Below are 16,674 nucleotides of genomic sequence, written 5' to 3'. Positions count from 1 at the left end.
TTTGCGGCCTCTTCTCTTTACTTAACCCTGTGGTTTTCAGGCGTACCTCGCTCACTGTTCTATAGTTACTGGAGAGAAATAAACACCACAGGAGCAAGTGAGCATGTCAAAAGAAAAAGACAACAAGGAAATCACCCATAACGCCCCTTTAACCGGGCCGGATTCAGCAAAGCCCGGGATGGACTCTCTGGCGCCTGAAGATGGTTCGCATAAGCCTCTGTCAGAACCTACGCCGCCGGGCAAGCAGCCTACTGCGCCGGGCAGCCTGAAATCTCCTGATACCCATAACGCCAAGCTTGATGCGCTGGAAACCTTCCGTAAAGGCGGTGAAAACTTCCCGCTGACCACTAACCAGGGCACGCGCATCGCTGACGACCAAAATTCGCTGCGCGCCGGTACGCGTGGTCCAACGCTGCTGGAAGATTTTATCCTGCGCGAAAAGATTACCCATTTTGACCATGAGCGTATCCCTGAGCGCATCGTGCACGCACGTGGCTCGGCGGCGCACGGCTACTTCCAGCCGTATCGTGATATGAGCGACGTAACGAAGGCGGACTTCCTGCGCGATCCTGAAAAGCAGACGCCGGTTTTTGTCCGCTTCTCTACCGTTCAGGGCGGCGCAGGCTCGGCGGACACCGTGCGTGATATCCGCGGCTGGGCTACCAAGTTCTACACTGATGAAGGCGTTTTTGACCTGGTCGGCAACAACACGCCCGTCTTCTTTATTCAGGATGCCCATAAGTTTCCCGATTTTGTGCATGCGGTGAAACCGGAACCCCATAATGAAATCCCGCAGGGGCAAAGCGCGCACGATACTTTCTGGGACTATGTTTCGCTTCAGCCAGAAACGCTGCATAACGTCATCTGGGCCATGTCCGATCGCGGTATTCCGCGCAGCTACCGCACGATGGAAGGCTTTGGCATCCATACCTTCCGTTTTATCAATGCCGAAGGCAAAGCCACCTTTGTTCGCTTCCACTGGAAGCCCGTCGCCGGTAAAGCTTCGCTGCTGTGGGATGAATCACAGAAGCTCACCGGACGCGATCCGGATTTCCATCGCCGCGATCTGTGGGAAGCTATCGAAGCAGGCGACTATCCGGAATATGAGCTGGGCGTACAGCTGATCCCGGAAGAGGACGAGTTCAAGTTCGATTTCGACCTGCTTGACGCTACCAAGCTGATCCCGGAAGAGCTGGTGCCGGTGCAGCTGATTGGCAAAATGGTATTGAACCGCAATCCCGATAACTTTTTTGCCGAAACCGAGCAGGTCGCCTTCCATCCGGGCCATATCGTTCCCGGCATGGACTTTACTAACGACCCGCTGCTACAGGGACGCCTGTTCTCCTATACCGATACGCAAATCAGCCGTCTCGGCGGGCCTAACTTCCATGAGATCCCGATTAACCGCCCAACCTGCCCTTACCACAACTTCCAGCGTCAGGGCATGCATCGAATGGATATCGATACCAACCCGGCCAACTACGAGCCGAACTCCATTAATGATAACTGGCCGCGCGAAACGCCGCCTTCGCCACATCGCGGCGGTTTTGAAAGCTATCAGGAGCGCATTGAAGGCCATAAAGTGCGCGAGCGCAGCCCTTCGTTCGGCGAATACTATTCGCAGCCGCGCCTGTTCTGGAACAGCCAGACGCCTGTCGAACAGCAGCATATTATCGATGCGTTTTCCTTTGAGCTAAGCAAAGTCGCGCGTGCTTATATCCGTGAGCGCGTGGTTGATCATCTGGTGCATATTGATGTTTCGCTGGCTAACGGCGTAGCGGAAAATCTGGGCATCGCGCTTTCCGATGAGCAGATGCATACCGCGCCGCCAAAAGATGTTAACGGCCTGAAAAAGGATGCCAGCCTGAGCCTCTATGCCGTGCCGAGCGGGTCAATTAAGGGCCGCCAGGTTGCGCTGCTGATCAGCGACGGCGTGGTCGCGGCAGACGTGCTGGCTATTTTGCAGGAGCTGAAGGCGCAAGGCGTTCACGGCAAACTGCTGGCACCGCACATGGGTCAGGTACGCGCTGACGACGGCTCTAACCTGCCGATCGACGCGACCTTTAGCGGACTTCCATCGCTGACTTTTGACGCGGTTATCGTGCCGGACGGCAATATTGATGCGCTACTGCTTAGCGGCGACGCGCGTTATTTCCTGCTGGAAGCCTATAAGCACCTGAAAGTGATCGGCCTTAGCGGCGGCGCACGCCGTTTCAAATCGCAGTTTGGCCTGGGCGACAGCGAGCAGGAAGAAGGCCTGATTGAAGACAGTAAAGCGGAAGGCGTACTGATGAGCGAATTCCTTGCCGCGATGACCGCACACCGCGTCTGGTCGCGCAGCCAGAAGGCGTTAAGCGTTCCGGCTTAAAGCTTAAAACCGCGCGCTAAAAAGGTGCAGCCCGCCACGGCTGCACCTTTCAGATAGCTGACAAACCAGGACAGTCCGTGCGTTCTGGTTTTTTTTTGCAGCAACACCGCAGCCTCCTGGCAGCGGAGGCCAACCGGATAAGCGAACCGTTTTGGCATATGGACGCGCCAAACGTGCTTACATGAACGTACTAACGGCGTGTTCGTGTTCCGGTTGATCTCTGCAGCTATTCACTGGCCTGAACGCGACCTGATGTTTAAACAGAAGTATGTCAACGACCTCAAAGGTGTAATAGCCATCCTGGCATTGAAGTTGCTTTCTCTTAACATCACTCGTTGTTCAGGAGAAGCGCCATGAGAGTTGACACCCGCTACCGCTATCGTATTTTCGCCATGCTGTTTTTTATTGCGCTGATCAATTATATCGATCGCGGTGCCCTCTCCTTCGCGGCTAACGCGATTTCCGCTGAGTATCATTTCAGTAAGGTCCAGCTGGGCGTAGTGTTGAGCTACTTCGGTTTTGGCTATCTGTTTGGCTCCCTGTGCGGCGGTTTTCTGGCTGACCGGCTGGGCACCAAAAAAGTCTGGCTGCTGGCGGGGATTTTCTGGTCGCTGCTGGAAATAGCGACGGCCTGGGCTGGCGATCTGGGCATGGCGCTGTTTGGCGGCTCGGCGATTATGGGCTTTGCCGTGATGCGCATCCTGTTTGGTTTTGCCGAAGGCCCGGCCTATGCGCTGATGAATAAAGCTATCGCACACTGGGCCCCCGATAATGAGCGAGGAATGGCTCTGGGTATTGGCCTGCTCAGCACTCAGGTTGGCGCGCTGCTCACCGCGCCGATAGCGGTCGGCCTGCTGCTGCTGACGAACGACTGGCGGCTAATGTTTATCCTGCTGGGTGTATTCTCGCTGATAGCCATGGTCATCTTCGCTCGCATATTTACCGACAGCCCGTTACAACAGCCGCGCGCCAGCCAGGCCGAACGGGAACTGATTATCAAAGGCCAGGCACAAAGCACTGTCGGGCCGCGCCTGCCCTGGTGGCGCTTTTTCGGCAGCCGTACGCTGGTTTGCAACGCGCTGGGCTACTTCTCTTTTCTTTATGTCACTTTTACCCTGGTTACCTGGGGGCCAAAATATTTGCAGGACAGTTTTCATTACGATCTGCACTCGCTCTGGTATGTGGCGATGATCCCGTGGAGCGGTGCCTGTATCACCGTCCTGCTGGGCGGGAAAATAGCCGATGTGCTGCTTAAACGCACCGGTAACCTGCGTCTTGCCCGCAACCTTTTTGCCGCCATCGGTTTGCTCTGCACTGCACTCTGCTTTATGGCGATCCCGTGGATGGCCTCTGCGGCAGGTATCATTTTGCTGATGACGTTGGGCAACGCGCTGAACGCGCTGGTGAATAACGTCTACTGGTCAGTAGTTATAGACGTTACGCCTAAATCCACCGTCGGCAGCTACAGCGGCATGACGCTGGCGATAGCGAATCTGGCCTCCATTATTTCGCCCATGCTGAGCGGCTGGCTGGCCCAGCACTTTGGCTATAACGCGATGTTTAGCGCAACGGCGGCAATTGCCTTTGGCAGCATGCTGGCGATGCTGCTCCTGCAGCCGGAGAAAAAACTCGTTGCTGAGGCACCAGCGGGCAGCAATCTGACAGTGAACATGGAGACAGAGTTAAGAATACGTTAAGCAGTGTAAGCAACGGACAACAGCAGGCTGCTGGCGCTTGCGTTTTGACTGGCCCGGAGTAATGTTAATCTCAGTCAGAACCAGGAGAAAATGTATGAAAAAGGTGATGAGTGCTTTATTCGCCTTAACGCTGTTGTCGCCCGCGCTGGTATCGGCGCATCCTGGCGGCTGGGGGCCTGGGCCAGGCTGGGATCGGGGTCACGGTTGGGATCGCGGTCACGGCGGCCCCGGACGCCTTTCCTTTTTGCCGGAAGCGGCGGCGGCGGTCATTATTGGCGGCCTGACCTACTACGCGCTTAACGGTAACTATTATCAGCGCCAGAACGACAATACCTACGTGGTGGTACAGCCACCGGTTGAACGCGTTAGCGGTGATATGCACGCGCTGGACTATAACGGCGAACGCTTCTATGTCCAGGATGGTCATTACTACCGTCGCGATATCGACGGTCGCTATCTGGAAGTGCCAAGACCGCCCGGACTTTAACTGTAGGCGTAAAAAAACCGGCTAGCAGGCCGGTTTTTTATTGCTGTAAATCAGCTTAAAGCAGACGCGCACAGGACAGAGAGCGAAGCTTGCCGGCACGCTGTCGACAATAAAAAAACCGGCTGGCAGGCCGGTTTTTTTATTACTGCATTCGTTTACTGACCAGCTTGCGGGTCGGTATCGTACTCTTTGCAGCTCTGGAAACCGTAGTTCATTACGCGTCCGGTGTCGCTGTAGCTGACAAAGTAAGTCTGCTGCTTGCCGTCACGCTGGCCCAGCACATAAGTCTGGCAGGTACCGCGCGCGTGAACCATGGTGATTTCAGTAGAAGGTGGGCCAGCAATATCGCGAACCTGCTGACGAGTCATACCTTTTTTCACGTCCTGAACAACAGGTTTAGTAACATAGCTTTCCGCACGGTCATAGGCTGTACAGCCAGACAACACGGCAAGCGCCACCGCAGCACCAATAAATCCTGTAACCTTCTTCATGTTTTTTATTCCTCGTTTATTTTTCCATGTCGTTCTAAGCCTGGAACAGAAAGTCTGATTTATCAACTTTATGGCGAAAAAAGAGGGATAAAATTCTTATGATAACGACGGCAAGATGTTTATAATGCCGCCGCCGAGAATGAACGTTCGTTCTCACAGACTAACGCGCATGGCGGTGCCAGCTGGCTTAACGTCCGAGCGCGCCGTGAGGTAAAGCATGACCACACCAAATGAAGCCCGCGATGCCCGTCACCGGCAGCGCCAGGATGAAATTATCGCCGCCGGCCGCCGCTGCTTTCGCAAGGATGGCTTTCACGGGGCCAGCATGGCACAGCTTGCCGCGGAAGCACAGCTCAGCGTCGGCCAGATTTATCGTTATTTCATCAACAAAGACGCCATTATTGAAGAGATGGTCAAGCGCATTATCGATGCCCGGCTGCAGCATATTAACGACACCGCCACGGCCGATTTGCCAAAGCTGCTGGCCTGGCGTCACGCGCAAAATGAAGATGATGATGCGCTGATGATGGAGGTGGCCGCAGAAGCGACCCGCAATCCGCTTGTCGCCCGCATGATGGCGGAAGCCGACCAGCGAATGTTTACCCAGGCCTGCCTGAATGTAAAACGCGACCATCCCGAAATGAGCGATGAGCACATCCGCGCCTGCGTAGAAATTTTTGCCGTTCTCTCTGAAGGCACCTCGTGGCGTCGCCTGACGCCGCAAAAAGCCCCGCCGGAACAGCTTTACGCTTTTTATCAGCAATTTCGTACGATACTTTTTAAAACAGAGGATTCATGACACCTGCACACTCTAACCGTTTTGGCTATGCCATCACGCTCGGCCTGCTTGCCGGGCTGGGGCCGCTCTGCATCGATTTTTATCTGCCCGCCCTGCCCGCGCTGGCTAAAGAATTAAGCGCGCCCACGGCGACCGCCCAGCTCAGCCTGACCGCAGGCCTGATTGGACTGGGTGCTGGCCAGCTGGTATTTGGCCCTATGAGCGACAAATATGGCCGCGTAGGGCCATTATTGCTGTCACTGGTTCTGCTGTTAATCGCTTCCGTTGGCTGCGCGCTGGCACAGAACATTGACCAGCTGCTGGTGGCTCGCCTGTTGCAGGGCCTGTTCGGCGCTGGGGGTGCCGTGCTGTCACGCGCAATAGCCAGAGATATGTACAGCGGCCACGATTTAACGCGCTTTTTTGCGCTGCTGATGCTGGTTAACGGGCTGGCACCTATCGCCGCCCCGGTAATGGGCGGCATGCTGATGACGCTGTTTGGCTGGCGCGATCTGTTCTTAGTGATTGCCGCTATCGCCTTACTGCTGTTCTTCCTGGCGCGCATCAAGCTACACGAAACGCTGACGCCAGAACGCCGCAGCACAGGCAGTATTTTTGCCGCCTGGGCCGCGCTGGGCCAGATAATGACGTACCGTCCTTTTATGGGCTTCTGCCTCACGCAGGGTTTTATGATGTCCGGCATGTTTGCCTATATCGGCGCATCGCCTTTTGTTTTGCAGCAGCTTTACGGCCTGTCGCCTCAGGCTTTCAGCTTTTGCTTTGCCGCTAACGGCGTGGGCCTGATCATAGCCTCACAGACCAGCGCGCGTCTCAGCCCGCTATGGGGAGAGTATCGCGTGGTGAAAGGCGCGCTGACGCTGGCATTTGTCTCTTCAGGCAGCCTGCTGATCGCCGGCTTAACCGGCGCGGCGCTACCGTTCGTGCTGATCGCGCTATTTTTTAGCGTGGCGAGCAATGGCGCGGTCGGCGTGGCGGCGGCTTCGCTGGCGATGCAGAGCCAGGGGCACCGTGCGGGCAGCGCTTCCGCTGTGATGGGCGTTATCATGTTTACCCTGGGCGGCATTGCCGTACCGGTAACGGGCATCGGCGGCACCTCGGTGCTCACCATGACCGCCACCATCTTTGGCTGCTATCTGCTGGCCATCGCCATGTTCGTTTTTCTGGCGCAAAAGCCAAAAAAGCCTGATTAATCAGCAAAAGGCGTGCAAACAACGGGTTTGCGCCTTGTTGTTTCACGCCTGGCGCGTTAGTTTTAAAGCAGTGACTGTCCCGACATCTACTCCGAGGAGAGGTAAATGGCTCTGCAACAGGAAATTATCGACGCGCTGGGTGTTAAACCCACGATTGACGTTCAGCAAGAAATCCGCACCAGCATCGACTTTCTGAAGTCTTACCTGAAGGCCCATCCGTTTCTTAAATCGCTGGTGCTGGGCATCAGCGGCGGTCAGGACTCTACGCTGGCCGGCAAGCTGAGCCAGCTCGCCATCAGCGAACTGCGCGAAGAGACCGGCAACCAGGACTATCAGTTTATTGCCGTGCGTTTGCCTTATGGCGCCCAGGCTGACGAACAGGACTGCCAGGATGCGCTCCAGTTTATCAAGGCCGATCGTACCCTGACGGTGAACATCAAAGAAGCGGTACTGGCCAGTGAAAAAGCGCTGCGTGAAGCGGGCATCGACCTGTCAGACTTCGTACGCGGCAACGAAAAAGCCCGCGAAAGAATGAAAGCCCAGTACAGCATTGCCGGTATGACCTCTGGCGTGGTGGTGGGCACAGACCATGCCGCAGAAGCGGTAACGGGCTTTTTCACGAAATATGGCGATGGCGGCACCGATATTAACCCGCTGTTTCGCCTGAACAAAGGCCAGGGAAAACAGCTGCTGAAAGCGCTGGGCTGCCCGGAACATCTTTATCTTAAACATCCTACCGCAGACCTTGAGGACGACCGTCCGGGCCTGCAGGATGAGGTGGCGCTGGGCGTGACCTATGAGATGATCGACCAGTATCTGGAAGGCAAAAAGATTGACGATGCGGCCGCCAAAATTATTGAAGGCTGGTACCTGAAAACCGAGCACAAACGCCGTCCGCCAGTTACCGTTTTCGATGATTTCTGGCAGAAATAGCGCTTATTTCTCCCGGGCAGCCGTTCGGTTGCCCTTTATTTCTCCTGCTTTTCTGCCGTAGGTTTAGCTTGCCGCTGCTTCCTTCGTCTCTGCCTTAATCGCCGCTGCGTCATTATTCAGCGCCTTCTGACTCTTTTTTATCCGGTAAACCCCTGATACACTGTATAAGCAAACAGTAAGCGGAGTGCAATGTGGTCAGACGTACAGCCAGCCATCGCCTGTCATTTGAACCGGCGGCAATTTATCAGTATCCCGAACATCTGCGTCCCTCGCTTGAAGGGCTGCCTTCTTTGCCGGGCGTGTATACCTTTCATGGCGACAGCGAATCTCTGCCGCTGTACATCGGTAAAAGCATTAATCTACGCAGCCGCGTGATGTCCCATTTCCGCACGCCGGATGAGGCGAAAATGCTGCGCCAGTCGCGCTACGTCAGCTATATCACCACGGCTGGCGAGCTGGGCGCGCTGCTGCTGGAAGCGCAGATGATCAAGGTTCAGCAACCGCTATTTAATAAGCGGCTACGTAAAAACCGCCAGCTTTGTTCGCTGCTGATAAGCGAGATGAAGCCCAGCGTGGTCTACGCCAAAGAAGTGGATTTTTCGCATACCTCCAACCTGTTTGGCCTCTATTCCAGCCGCCGATCCGCGCTGGAAACGCTGCAAAAAATCGCCGACGAGCAGCGTCTTTGCCTGGGGCTGCTGGGGCTGGAAAACGTCAGCAAAGGCCGCGCCTGCTTCCGTTCCAGCCTGGGACGCTGTGCCGGGGCCTGCTGCGGAAAAGAGACGGTCGAAGAGCATCATGCACGCCTGCTGGCCGCGCTTGAACGGGTGCGCGTACAGTGCTGGCCGTGGGAAGGCGCGGTGGGCGTAGTAGAGGAAGGCGTACTGAAAACGCAAATCCACATTATCAACAACTGGTTTTATCTGGGTTCGGTGGACGATATTGCCGAAGCGGGAAAACTGACCTCTACGCCGCAGGGATTCGACAGCGACGGCTATAAGATCCTCTGCAAGCCAATTCTTAGCGGCAAGTTTCCCATCATTCCTCTTGGCGGATAATACCGTAAAGGGCATGCAGAGTTGTCTGCTGGCCCTTTATGACAAATAACGCAAAAAAACCGCCGACGCTGTCCACGGCCCTGAGGCTATAAACAACGTCGGCGGTCTTCACTAATGGCGTTACCTTGCCGAATGGCCCGGCGGCTTATCCGCTACGGCTTATGCCGCAGCAGGTAGCGCTTCACTTATTACGGCTTATGCTGCACCAGGTAACGCCTTATTTATCAAGGCTTGTGCCGCAGCAGGTAACGCCTTACTTATCAAGGCTTATGCCGCAGCAGGTAGCGCCTTACTTATTACGGCTTATTCAGCCGCCGGTAGCGCGGCTGGTCCGTTACGGCTTATTCAGCAGCCGGTGGCGCTGGCGGCATACCGTCGTGATGCGGCTTTTCAGTCAGACGCTTTTCAAAGTTCGCGTTGAACTCTTTTTTCTGCTCGGGCGTCAGTACGTTATACATCTTGTTCTGCGTTTCCAGCATGGAAAGCGCGCGTTCTTTGCCGTTAGCTGACATTTTGTCCGCCTGCGCTTCCGCTTTCGCGTGGTCGAAGCTGTCGGACGCGATAATGCTGTGCAGCGCGCGACGCTCTTCCTGAGAAGGACGCGGCATCTCTTTGTGCGACTCTTTCATAATGGTACGCATCTGCTGTTTCTGCGCGTCGGTCAGGTTCAGCCCTTTGAACATATCGTGTGGGCCACCGTGACGAGGCGGTTTATGCATCATCGGCTTATCAGCACCGGCTGGCGGTGGCGTAATGTTATCCGCTGCCGCATGAACAATGTTCGCAGCGCCCATAGCCAGTGTCATTGCTACAACCAGAGAAGTTAATTTACGCATTCGATTTTCCTTTTGCATTTCTGTGACGACAGCGTTGTCGTGATGTCGAAAGCTAGTGTATTGCGCTGAACGTCAAGTACTCAGAGCGTGGGTAAAGCCTTGAAAGCATAAAAGATAAAAAAGCGGCAATCATGGAGAGAATGCGAAGAATAAAGTGAGGAATTGCAAAAAAATATGACGAACGTGCGGTTAATGCAGAAATTATGGAGGAGTGTAATACAGCTGACAGCAACCAGAAAGGAAAAAGTAAAGATGAACGGGCAACGGATAACCAACGGCGGTGGCTGGTATCCGTTATGTAAACCGCTAGCGGCTGCCGCTGGTTTCGTTATGGGCGTTATCTTCCACCAGCATCAACCCCGCACGCTGCCCTTTTGCCACGTTGGGATTCGGGAACAGCACGTACTCTCTCGCCTGCTGGACGTAGCAGCGTTTATCACCGTCTTCAGCCAGCAGGGTACCCTGAGGGAAGGCGGTAAAGTTAAGCGTTGCGGAATTCATATGCAGCACAAACGCTTCCGAAAAACGGGTAATCTGCTGCGAAACCCGGTAGCGCAGCGGCGGCTCGTTGACCGGTGGGAGCGCCTCACCAGATAGCAGCGCGGCCAGCGCATCCCGCGCCGCGCTAAAGAGACTCAGATCGTTGCTGCCAAAAGGCAGAGCCTTACCCAGCTCCAGCGTGCAGCTGGCGGCATTAAAGTGCTGGGAACTGTAATGGGTAAAGGTACCGCCCGGTGTGCGATGAAACACCAGCGCCTGCAAGCCCGCAGCGGCCAGCCAGTGTAAAAAATCGTCTGGCCAGGCGCTGTCACGCAGCGGCATCACGCCAAACTGCGTATGCCAGGAGCCGCGAATAGCGGTATGTAAATCCAGATGCCAACGGATCTCCTCGCAGTTGCCCGCCTGCCAGAAGGTCTCCAGTACCTGCTCCAGACGCCATGCGCGTCGTGCTTCCATATTATCTTCATACTGCTGCCAGCGGCCGCCGAACAGACGATTCAAATCGCAGCGCTGATAGCGTTTTCCGCTGCGCATCGCTTCCGGGCTGCCAAAAATAACCAGCAAACGGAGCTGTAGCGTCCGCTTTCCAGCCAGCAACTCGTTAACCAGCTCGTTAACGATCTCAATGGGCGCGGTTTCGTTGCCGTGAATACCGGCAGAGACCACCAGCGCCCGGGCTGTCGGGCGATGAGGAGTAAATTCAAGGATGCCTTCATCCAGCCACTGCCAGCTAAGCTGTTCGTTGTGGCCGGAAGTTTGTGCAGGCGGCTCTGCGCTTAACGTTTGCTTTAAAAAATCCTGCATAGGTTCTCCTTATTATATGGGCTCCTTATGCGACTGCCGGGACACGCAAAGGTTCAGCCCTGCGCGCCCTGCTCCTCCCTGATTACTGTTGAAAAGAGTAGATACTCCCTAAGTCTAGCAGCTTCGTGAGTTCGTCCAGCGCTTCGCGGTTTTCTCTTAGCAACTGCGGGTCGGCCAGATCCTGCATAGAGAGCCGATCGCGGTAGTGGCGATCGATCCAGTCGTTAAGTAAAGCAAACAGGCTGTCGTTCATGATGGTGGCCGGATTAACCGCCGCCAGCTCCGCCTCGTTCATCACCACCCGCAGGCGCAGACAGGCTGGCCCGCCGCCGTTGCCCATGCTTTCGCGCAGGTCAAAAACCTTCAGCTCATCAATAACGCTGTCGGCGGTCAGCTCGTTGAGATAGCGCCAGACGCCCTCGTGCTGACGCGCCTCTTCCGGCAGGATCAGCAGCATTTTACCGGAAGCTTTGCTCAGCAGCTGGCTGTTAAACAGGTAGGTGGCTACCGCATCGCCCACGCTCACGCGATTATCCGGCACCACTACTGGCGTAAAGTCTGGCAGCCTTTCGCTGATGCGGTCGAACAGTGCCTGCTGATGAAGAAACGCCAGCTGATGGCAAAACAGCACCTGCTGGTTACTGACGGCAATCACATCGTTATGAAATACGCCCTGGTCGATCACCGCCGGATTTTGCTGGGCGAACAGCGTGCGTTCGGGATCGAGCTGATGCAGTCGCGCCACCGCCTGGCTGGCTTCCAGCGTCTGGCGTGCCGGATAGCGTGCCGGGACCAGTCCGCCGTTGCCCTCTTCGCGGCCATAGACAAACAGCTGCACGCCCGGCTCGCCATAGCCCTGGCTGAAGCGGTTATGGTTGGCCGCGCCTTCATCGCCAAACATCGCCACCTGCGGCAAAGCGTCGTGCACGCAAAAATGGCGCACGTCGCGGAAGATGGCCCGTAAAATTGCGCCGGTAGTCGGCGCTTCCAGCGAGCGATGGAATTTATTATTCAGGTTAGCCACGGTCAGATGGATGCGGCCGTCGGCGCTGTCGGCCGAAGGTGACACGGTCGCCGCATTCGCTACCCACATGGCGGAAGCCGAGCTGGCCGCCGAAAGCAGCGTTGGTGAACAGCTGGCGGCGCTGCTCAGCACCTGCTCTTCCGTTCCGCTGAAGCCAATCTGGCGTAAGGCGGCGATCGATGGCCGTTCGTGCGGCGGCAGTACCCCCTGCACAAACCCCATATCGGCCAGCGCTTTCATCTTCAGCAGCCCCTGTTTTGCCGCCAGCTTTGGACTGGAAACCTGATGCTGATGGCGAACCGAAGCTTCATTACCAAATGAAAGACCGGCGTAGTGATGGGTCAGGCCGGGTAAACCATCGAAGTTAACTTCGCGCGCGCTCATCGCTGCTCTCCTTCTGTGCTGAAGTCCAGACCGGGCAGCGTGGCGGCGGGCAAGGACAGCGTTGCTGAGGCCAGCGAGGCCAAAGGCCAGGCGCAGTAGTCCGCCGCGTAAAAAGCGCCGGGACGGTGATTGCCGGAAGCGCCAACGCCGCCAAACGGCGCGCTGCTGGCCGCACCGGTCAGCGGTTTGTTCCAGTTAACAATGCCTGCTCGCGCCTCGATAAGAAGCTGGTCGAACTGTTCCTGACGGGGGGAAATCAGGCCACAGGAAAGGCCGTAGCGCGTCGCATTAGCAATGCGTATTGCCTGATTAAAGTCGTCATAGCGGATCACCAGCAGCAGCGGGCCAAAAACTTCTTCATCCGCCAGAGTCAGGGAGGTGACGTCAATAATTCCTGGCGTCAGCAGAGCGCTCGCCCGGTCTGGCCAGCGCATAGGCAGCAGCACTTTGCCTCCCGCCTCAACCCGTGCCTGCCACTCACTGTAGATGTGTTCAGCGGCCCGTGGCGAAATCACGCTGCCCATAAACGGCTGCGGCTCAGCATCCCAGCGGCCTGGCTGAATCTTTGCCGCCACCTCAACCAGACGAGCCAGAAAGGCATCACCCTGCGGGCCGCGCTTAACCAGCAGCCTGCGAGCACAGGTACAGCGCTGGCCTGCGGTAATAAAAGCGGACTGAATAGCAATGTTAACCGCGGCATCTTCAGGCTGCGGCTCTTCGATAATCAGCGCATTGTTCCCGCCCATCTCCAGCGCCAGCATCTTGTCTGGCCGTCCGGCAAACTGCTTATGCAGCGCAAAGCCCGTGGCGGCGCTGCCGGTAAACAATACTCCGTCGATCTGCGGATCCTGAATCAATGCCTGGCCGCATGCTGCGCCGCCCTGAACCAGGTTCAGCACGCCATCCGGCAAGCCTGCCTGCTGCCACAGCCGCACCGTCTGCTCCGCGGTGGCGGGCGTTAATTCACTGGGCTTAAACACTACCGTATTGCCCGCCAGCAGCGCGGGAACGATATGCCCGTTGGGCAAGTGGCCGGGGAAATTATAGGGGCCTAATACCGCCATAACCCCGTGAGGCCGATGGCGCAGCAGGTTTTCGCCCTGCGCACTCTCGCCGGTTCTCGCATGGTAAGCGGTGACGGAAATAGCGATTTTATTGATCATCGCCTGCACTTCCGTTGCCGCTTCCCAGCGTGGCTTACCGGTTTCCTGGGCAATAATGGTGGTCAGCGCCTGCTGATTTTTTTGCAGCAGCAAAGCAAACTTTTCGGCCACTGCCTGACGCTCGGCAAACGTGCGGCGCGCCCAGGCGGGAAACACCGCGCGTGCTGCTTCAACGGCTGCCGCCACCTGTGACGGGCTGGCCGCTTTCCCTTGCCAGAGCGACTCGCCGTTGACCGGATCCTGCTTGCCAAAAGTTTCGCCGCCGCCGGTTAGCCATTGTCCGTTAATGTAGTGCGTCATGCCTTTTTCTCCTCACATCCTAAAGTCACCACGCGCAGAGAATCGCCCTGTTCGCAATGTAAAGTAGCCGCCTGCTCTGCCGTGATCCTCAGCGCTTCGCCATGCGGATCGACGTTCAGTAGCACTACCCGAAAATCGTCATAACGTTCATTACCTACCAGACACAGCGGCAGGCTCTCATCCACCCGCTCGACGACAGCGACGGGGCGGAGGCGGCTTTTGCGGATCGCCCGCACGCGATCGATATCGCATTCCAGCGTGGGGCCGCCGTCAAAAATGTCGATATAGTTCTGATAACGGAAGCCTTCCGCCTCAAGTACCGCACGCGCGGGCGAGGTTTGCGGATGCGTTTTGCCGATAACCGCCTGCGCTTCGGCAGAGAGATAATCGGTATACAGCGGATGCTTGGGCATCAGCTCGGCGATAAAGGTTTTTTTGCCGGTGCCGCTGAGGTAGTCGGCGGTACTGAAGGACATGGAGAAGAAGCGGCTGCCGACGCTTTCCCAGAAAGGCGAATGGCCGTTCTCGTCGCTAACGCCGCGCATTTCGGCAACGATTTTTTGCATAAAGCGTTCACGAAAAGCCGCGATAAACAGAAAGCGCGATTTGGAAAGCAGATAGCCGTTTTTGCCGTTGCGATAGTCAGGATCGAGAAACAGCGTGCACAGCTCGCTGCTGCCCGTATGGTCGTTACTTAACGAAAGCGTCGGTAAGACTTTATAAACGTTGAGTTCACGTGAGGCATGAACCTGCGTCCCAACGCGGAAATTGTACCAGGGATCCTGTAGTCCAACGGCAACTTCGATGGCGCAGATGCCGACGACCTGTTCAGTCTCGCTGTCTGCCATCACAAAGACATAGCCCTGTTCGGCCTGCGGCAGTTTACCCTGCCAGGTCAGGACCGAACGCTCAATGCGGTCGCTTAGCGTGTCGCTGTCGGCAGGCAAAGACGTCAGGCCGCCGCCTGTTTTCCCTGCCAGCTTCATCAGCTGTGCAAGGTCGTCGCGCTCTACGGGACGGATGACCATCATTATGCTGCTCCTTTTGCTGCCCGTGGCCGCATAAGTAAAATAAAAGTTTAAATAATGTTAACTATTATGGCGCGAAGCACCTCACTGTAAATTGCACGCTCTGTGCCAACCAGCAAAAAACTGCATAAAATTTTCATGGTTAAATTAAATCAACAGGTTACACCTTGCTGGTATGCATATAAAATGCATAAAAAGTGAATATCACTGTAAGAAAGCGAGATGGCGAGACAGAATTAAGAAAACTTATGCAGGCGGGAAAATAAATCACGGTTTTGTGATCGGAGAGGTGCAATAACAGAGAGAAAAATCCGGCAGCGCCCTGTTATCGTGCAGATCGCACCAAAAAAAGGCACAAGGCGGCTTTGCTGATGAAAAACTACTGCAGGCTGGGAGAGTAGCTATTGCCAGAGAACAGAGGCAGGCTGGGAAAGTAGCTATTGCCAGAGAAAGGAAGGTGCCGGGAAAGTAGTTAGTGCCAGAGAGCAGAAGTAGCCGTGAAAGTAACTATTGCCAGAGAACAGAGGCGGCGAGCGATAATTCTTGTGTTGCCGATAGCCCTGAAGTTAAGCGCTATCGGCAACGCTAACGCTAGGTCAGACGGTAATGCTTATCTGGCTGCGGCGTAGCGGGCAGTTCGCGCTGGTTGTTCATTTCCAGCAGGTTAATCTCGATATTGCTGCACATGGCGTCCATCGGCAGATGGTTGTTGGCGTAGCCAAAAGGCATTTCCAGCTCTTCGGCCAGCGTGTCCAGCGAAAGGAAACTGTAGGCAATAAATACGGAAACCAGCGGCGTCATATAGTGCAGGTCGGGCACCAGCGCGAAAGGCAGCAGCGTACAAAACAGATAAACCGTGCGGTGCAGCAGCAGGCCATAGGCAAAAGGGACCGGCACGCTGGCGAGCCTTTCGCATCCGCCCAACACCAGCGACAGCTGATGAATGCTGTTATCCAGCTGGGCATAAACAATATCGGAAATAACCCCGCCGCGACGCTGCTCCGCCAGCCACTGGGAAATTCTTAGTTCGATCATATTGGTGCGTGCGCGCCGTTTAAGAAGGTCTTCCGCCTCGTCACCCAAAAAGCGGACAAGGTCTTCCCGCGCATCGGTTTTGCGCAGCTGATGCTTCAGGCTGTAGCAAAACGCCAGCAGCAGCGAGGCAATCCTGGGCGCGTCGGCTGGCGAAATAGCCAGCACCTGACGCTGAATATCACGACAGGAAATCAGCAGGCTGCCCCACATTTGCCGCGCCTCGGAAAAGCGCGCATAGCAGACGCTGTTGCGAAAGCCCAGGAAGATAGCGATGGAGACACCCAGCAGGCTGAACGGTGCCAGGGTCAGCTTAATGCCCAGCGTTTCATACCAGTTGAGACAGATAATCGCGATAATCGACATCAGCAGATTAAGGCCCAGCCGAAATAAAATGCCGGGCAACACGGAGCCGTGCCAGGAGAAGAGACGAACAAACCAGTGACGATGTGGACGAACGATCATAATAAGCCCGTAATTTTTTTGTGAAAATAGTGGCAAATTTCTGCGCCGTTGCCCAGCTATTTCTGTGATATGAATCACCTTTTTTGCCCACGCCCGCCTGCTTACCTGTGAACC

Annotated in this window: 14 protein-coding genes; 7 read left to right on the top strand and 7 right to left on the bottom strand. The window is 55.9% G+C overall.

Translation table 11 applies throughout. The features are described 5' to 3' along the window. Positions 1 to 103 precede the first annotated feature (103 nt). The 3 genes from katE (at position 104) to KUE00_RS07550 (ending at position 4,552) form a co-directional block, all read left to right on the top strand. Complete coding sequence (katE, locus tag KUE00_RS07560) at positions 104 to 2,368, top strand: catalase HPII (protein ID WP_246759103.1); 2,265 nt, start codon at positions 104 to 106, stop codon at positions 2,366 to 2,368. A 353-nt stretch (positions 2,369 to 2,721) separates the two neighbouring features. Further along, entirely contained in the window at positions 2,722 to 4,065 is a 1,344-nt protein-coding gene (locus KUE00_RS07555; protein ID WP_246759102.1) for an MFS transporter, read from the top strand. A gap of 94 nt (positions 4,066 to 4,159) precedes the next feature. After that, a complete protein-coding gene (locus KUE00_RS07550) occupies positions 4,160 to 4,552 on the top strand; it encodes a DUF6515 family protein (protein ID WP_246759101.1) in 393 nt (130 codons plus the stop codon). A 155-nt stretch (positions 4,553 to 4,707) separates the two neighbouring features. Here KUE00_RS07550 and osmE read toward each other — a convergent pair whose 3' ends face one another. After that, positions 4,708 to 5,043: an osmotically-inducible lipoprotein OsmE gene (gene osmE, locus KUE00_RS07545; RefSeq protein WP_246759100.1), complete on the bottom strand. Its 336-nt coding sequence runs from the start codon at positions 5,041 to 5,043 to the stop codon at positions 4,708 to 4,710. A 217-nt stretch (positions 5,044 to 5,260) separates the two neighbouring features. On the opposite strand from osmE, the gene KUE00_RS07540 reads away from it, so the two are divergent. The 4 genes from KUE00_RS07540 (at position 5,261) to cho (ending at position 9,023) form a co-directional block, all read left to right on the top strand. Next, entirely contained in the window at positions 5,261 to 5,842 is a 582-nt protein-coding gene (locus tag KUE00_RS07540) for a TetR/AcrR family transcriptional regulator (RefSeq protein ID WP_246759098.1), read from the top strand. Further along, on the top strand, positions 5,839 to 7,032 hold the full coding sequence (locus KUE00_RS07535) for a multidrug effflux MFS transporter (RefSeq protein WP_246759096.1): 1,194 nt from the start codon (positions 5,839 to 5,841) through the stop codon (positions 7,030 to 7,032). Before KUE00_RS07540 ends, KUE00_RS07535 begins: the two co-directional genes overlap by 4 nt. Before the next feature lie 105 nt (positions 7,033 to 7,137). Then, positions 7,138 to 7,965 (top strand): ammonia-dependent NAD(+) synthetase, encoded by an 828-nt coding sequence (nadE, locus tag KUE00_RS07530; protein WP_246759094.1) that lies wholly within the window; start codon positions 7,138 to 7,140, stop codon positions 7,963 to 7,965. 191 nt (positions 7,966 to 8,156) lie between these two features. Further along, positions 8,157 to 9,023: an excinuclease Cho gene (gene cho, locus KUE00_RS07525; protein WP_246759093.1), complete on the top strand. Its 867-nt coding sequence runs from the start codon at positions 8,157 to 8,159 to the stop codon at positions 9,021 to 9,023. A 341-nt stretch (positions 9,024 to 9,364) separates the two neighbouring features. On the opposite strand, the gene spy is transcribed toward cho, so the two are convergent. From spy to KUE00_RS07495, 6 genes are all read right to left on the bottom strand, one after another. Beyond that, positions 9,365 to 9,859, bottom strand: coding sequence for an ATP-independent periplasmic protein-refolding chaperone Spy (gene spy / locus KUE00_RS07520; protein ID WP_246759092.1), 495 nt, complete (start codon positions 9,857 to 9,859; stop codon positions 9,365 to 9,367). Between the two features lie 306 nt (positions 9,860 to 10,165). After that, a complete protein-coding gene (astE, locus tag KUE00_RS07515; RefSeq protein WP_246759091.1) occupies positions 10,166 to 11,164 on the bottom strand; it encodes a succinylglutamate desuccinylase in 999 nt (332 codons plus the stop codon). Between the two features lie 82 nt (positions 11,165 to 11,246). Further along, complete coding sequence (gene astB / locus KUE00_RS07510; RefSeq protein WP_246759089.1) at positions 11,247 to 12,572, bottom strand: N-succinylarginine dihydrolase; 1,326 nt, start codon at positions 12,570 to 12,572, stop codon at positions 11,247 to 11,249. Beyond that, a complete protein-coding gene (gene astD, locus KUE00_RS07505) occupies positions 12,569 to 14,035 on the bottom strand; it encodes a succinylglutamate-semialdehyde dehydrogenase (protein WP_246759088.1) in 1,467 nt (488 codons plus the stop codon). Before astD ends, astB begins: the two co-directional genes overlap by 4 nt. Beyond that, positions 14,032 to 15,066, bottom strand: coding sequence for an arginine N-succinyltransferase (gene astA / locus KUE00_RS07500; protein WP_246759087.1), 1,035 nt, complete (start codon positions 15,064 to 15,066; stop codon positions 14,032 to 14,034). The genes astD and astA overlap by 4 nt, the downstream gene beginning before the upstream one ends. Before the next feature lie 588 nt (positions 15,067 to 15,654). Beyond that, on the bottom strand, positions 15,655 to 16,560 hold the full coding sequence (locus tag KUE00_RS07495; protein WP_246759086.1) for a bestrophin family protein: 906 nt from the start codon (positions 16,558 to 16,560) through the stop codon (positions 15,655 to 15,657). Positions 16,561 to 16,674: the final 114 nt, after the last annotated feature.

It is taken from the genome of Erwinia phyllosphaerae, from assembly GCF_019132875.1.
GTDB classification, from domain to species: Bacteria; Pseudomonadota; Gammaproteobacteria; order Enterobacterales; family Enterobacteriaceae; genus Erwinia; species Erwinia phyllosphaerae.
Note: the sequence above shows the minus strand (reverse complement) of the source record. Positions and strands in the feature narration are given on the sequence as shown.

Excerpts from the sequence above, each read along its gene's own strand:
- katE (WP_246759103.1), top strand. The coding sequence starts at position 104 with ATGTCAAAAGAAAAAGACAACAAGGAAATCACCCATAACGCCCCTTTA.
- KUE00_RS07555 (WP_246759102.1), top strand. The coding sequence starts at position 2,722 with ATGAGAGTTGACACCCGCTACCGCTATCGTATTTTCGCCATGCTGTTT.
- KUE00_RS07550 (WP_246759101.1), top strand. The coding sequence starts at position 4,160 with ATGAAAAAGGTGATGAGTGCTTTATTCGCCTTAACGCTGTTGTCGCCC.
- osmE (WP_246759100.1), bottom strand. The coding sequence starts at position 5,043 with ATGAAGAAGGTTACAGGATTTATTGGTGCTGCGGTGGCGCTTGCCGTG.
- KUE00_RS07540 (WP_246759098.1), top strand. The coding sequence starts at position 5,261 with ATGACCACACCAAATGAAGCCCGCGATGCCCGTCACCGGCAGCGCCAG.
- KUE00_RS07535 (WP_246759096.1), top strand. The coding sequence starts at position 5,839 with ATGACACCTGCACACTCTAACCGTTTTGGCTATGCCATCACGCTCGGC.
- nadE (WP_246759094.1), top strand. The coding sequence starts at position 7,138 with ATGGCTCTGCAACAGGAAATTATCGACGCGCTGGGTGTTAAACCCACG.
- spy (WP_246759092.1), bottom strand. The coding sequence starts at position 9,859 with ATGCGTAAATTAACTTCTCTGGTTGTAGCAATGACACTGGCTATGGGC.
- astE (WP_246759091.1), bottom strand. The coding sequence starts at position 11,164 with ATGCAGGATTTTTTAAAGCAAACGTTAAGCGCAGAGCCGCCTGCACAA.
- astB (WP_246759089.1), bottom strand. The coding sequence starts at position 12,572 with ATGAGCGCGCGCGAAGTTAACTTCGATGGTTTACCCGGCCTGACCCAT.
- astD (WP_246759088.1), bottom strand. The coding sequence starts at position 14,035 with ATGACGCACTACATTAACGGACAATGGCTAACCGGCGGCGGCGAAACT.
- astA (WP_246759087.1), bottom strand. The coding sequence starts at position 15,066 with ATGATGGTCATCCGTCCCGTAGAGCGCGACGACCTTGCACAGCTGATG.
- KUE00_RS07495 (WP_246759086.1), bottom strand. The coding sequence starts at position 16,560 with ATGATCGTTCGTCCACATCGTCACTGGTTTGTTCGTCTCTTCTCCTGG.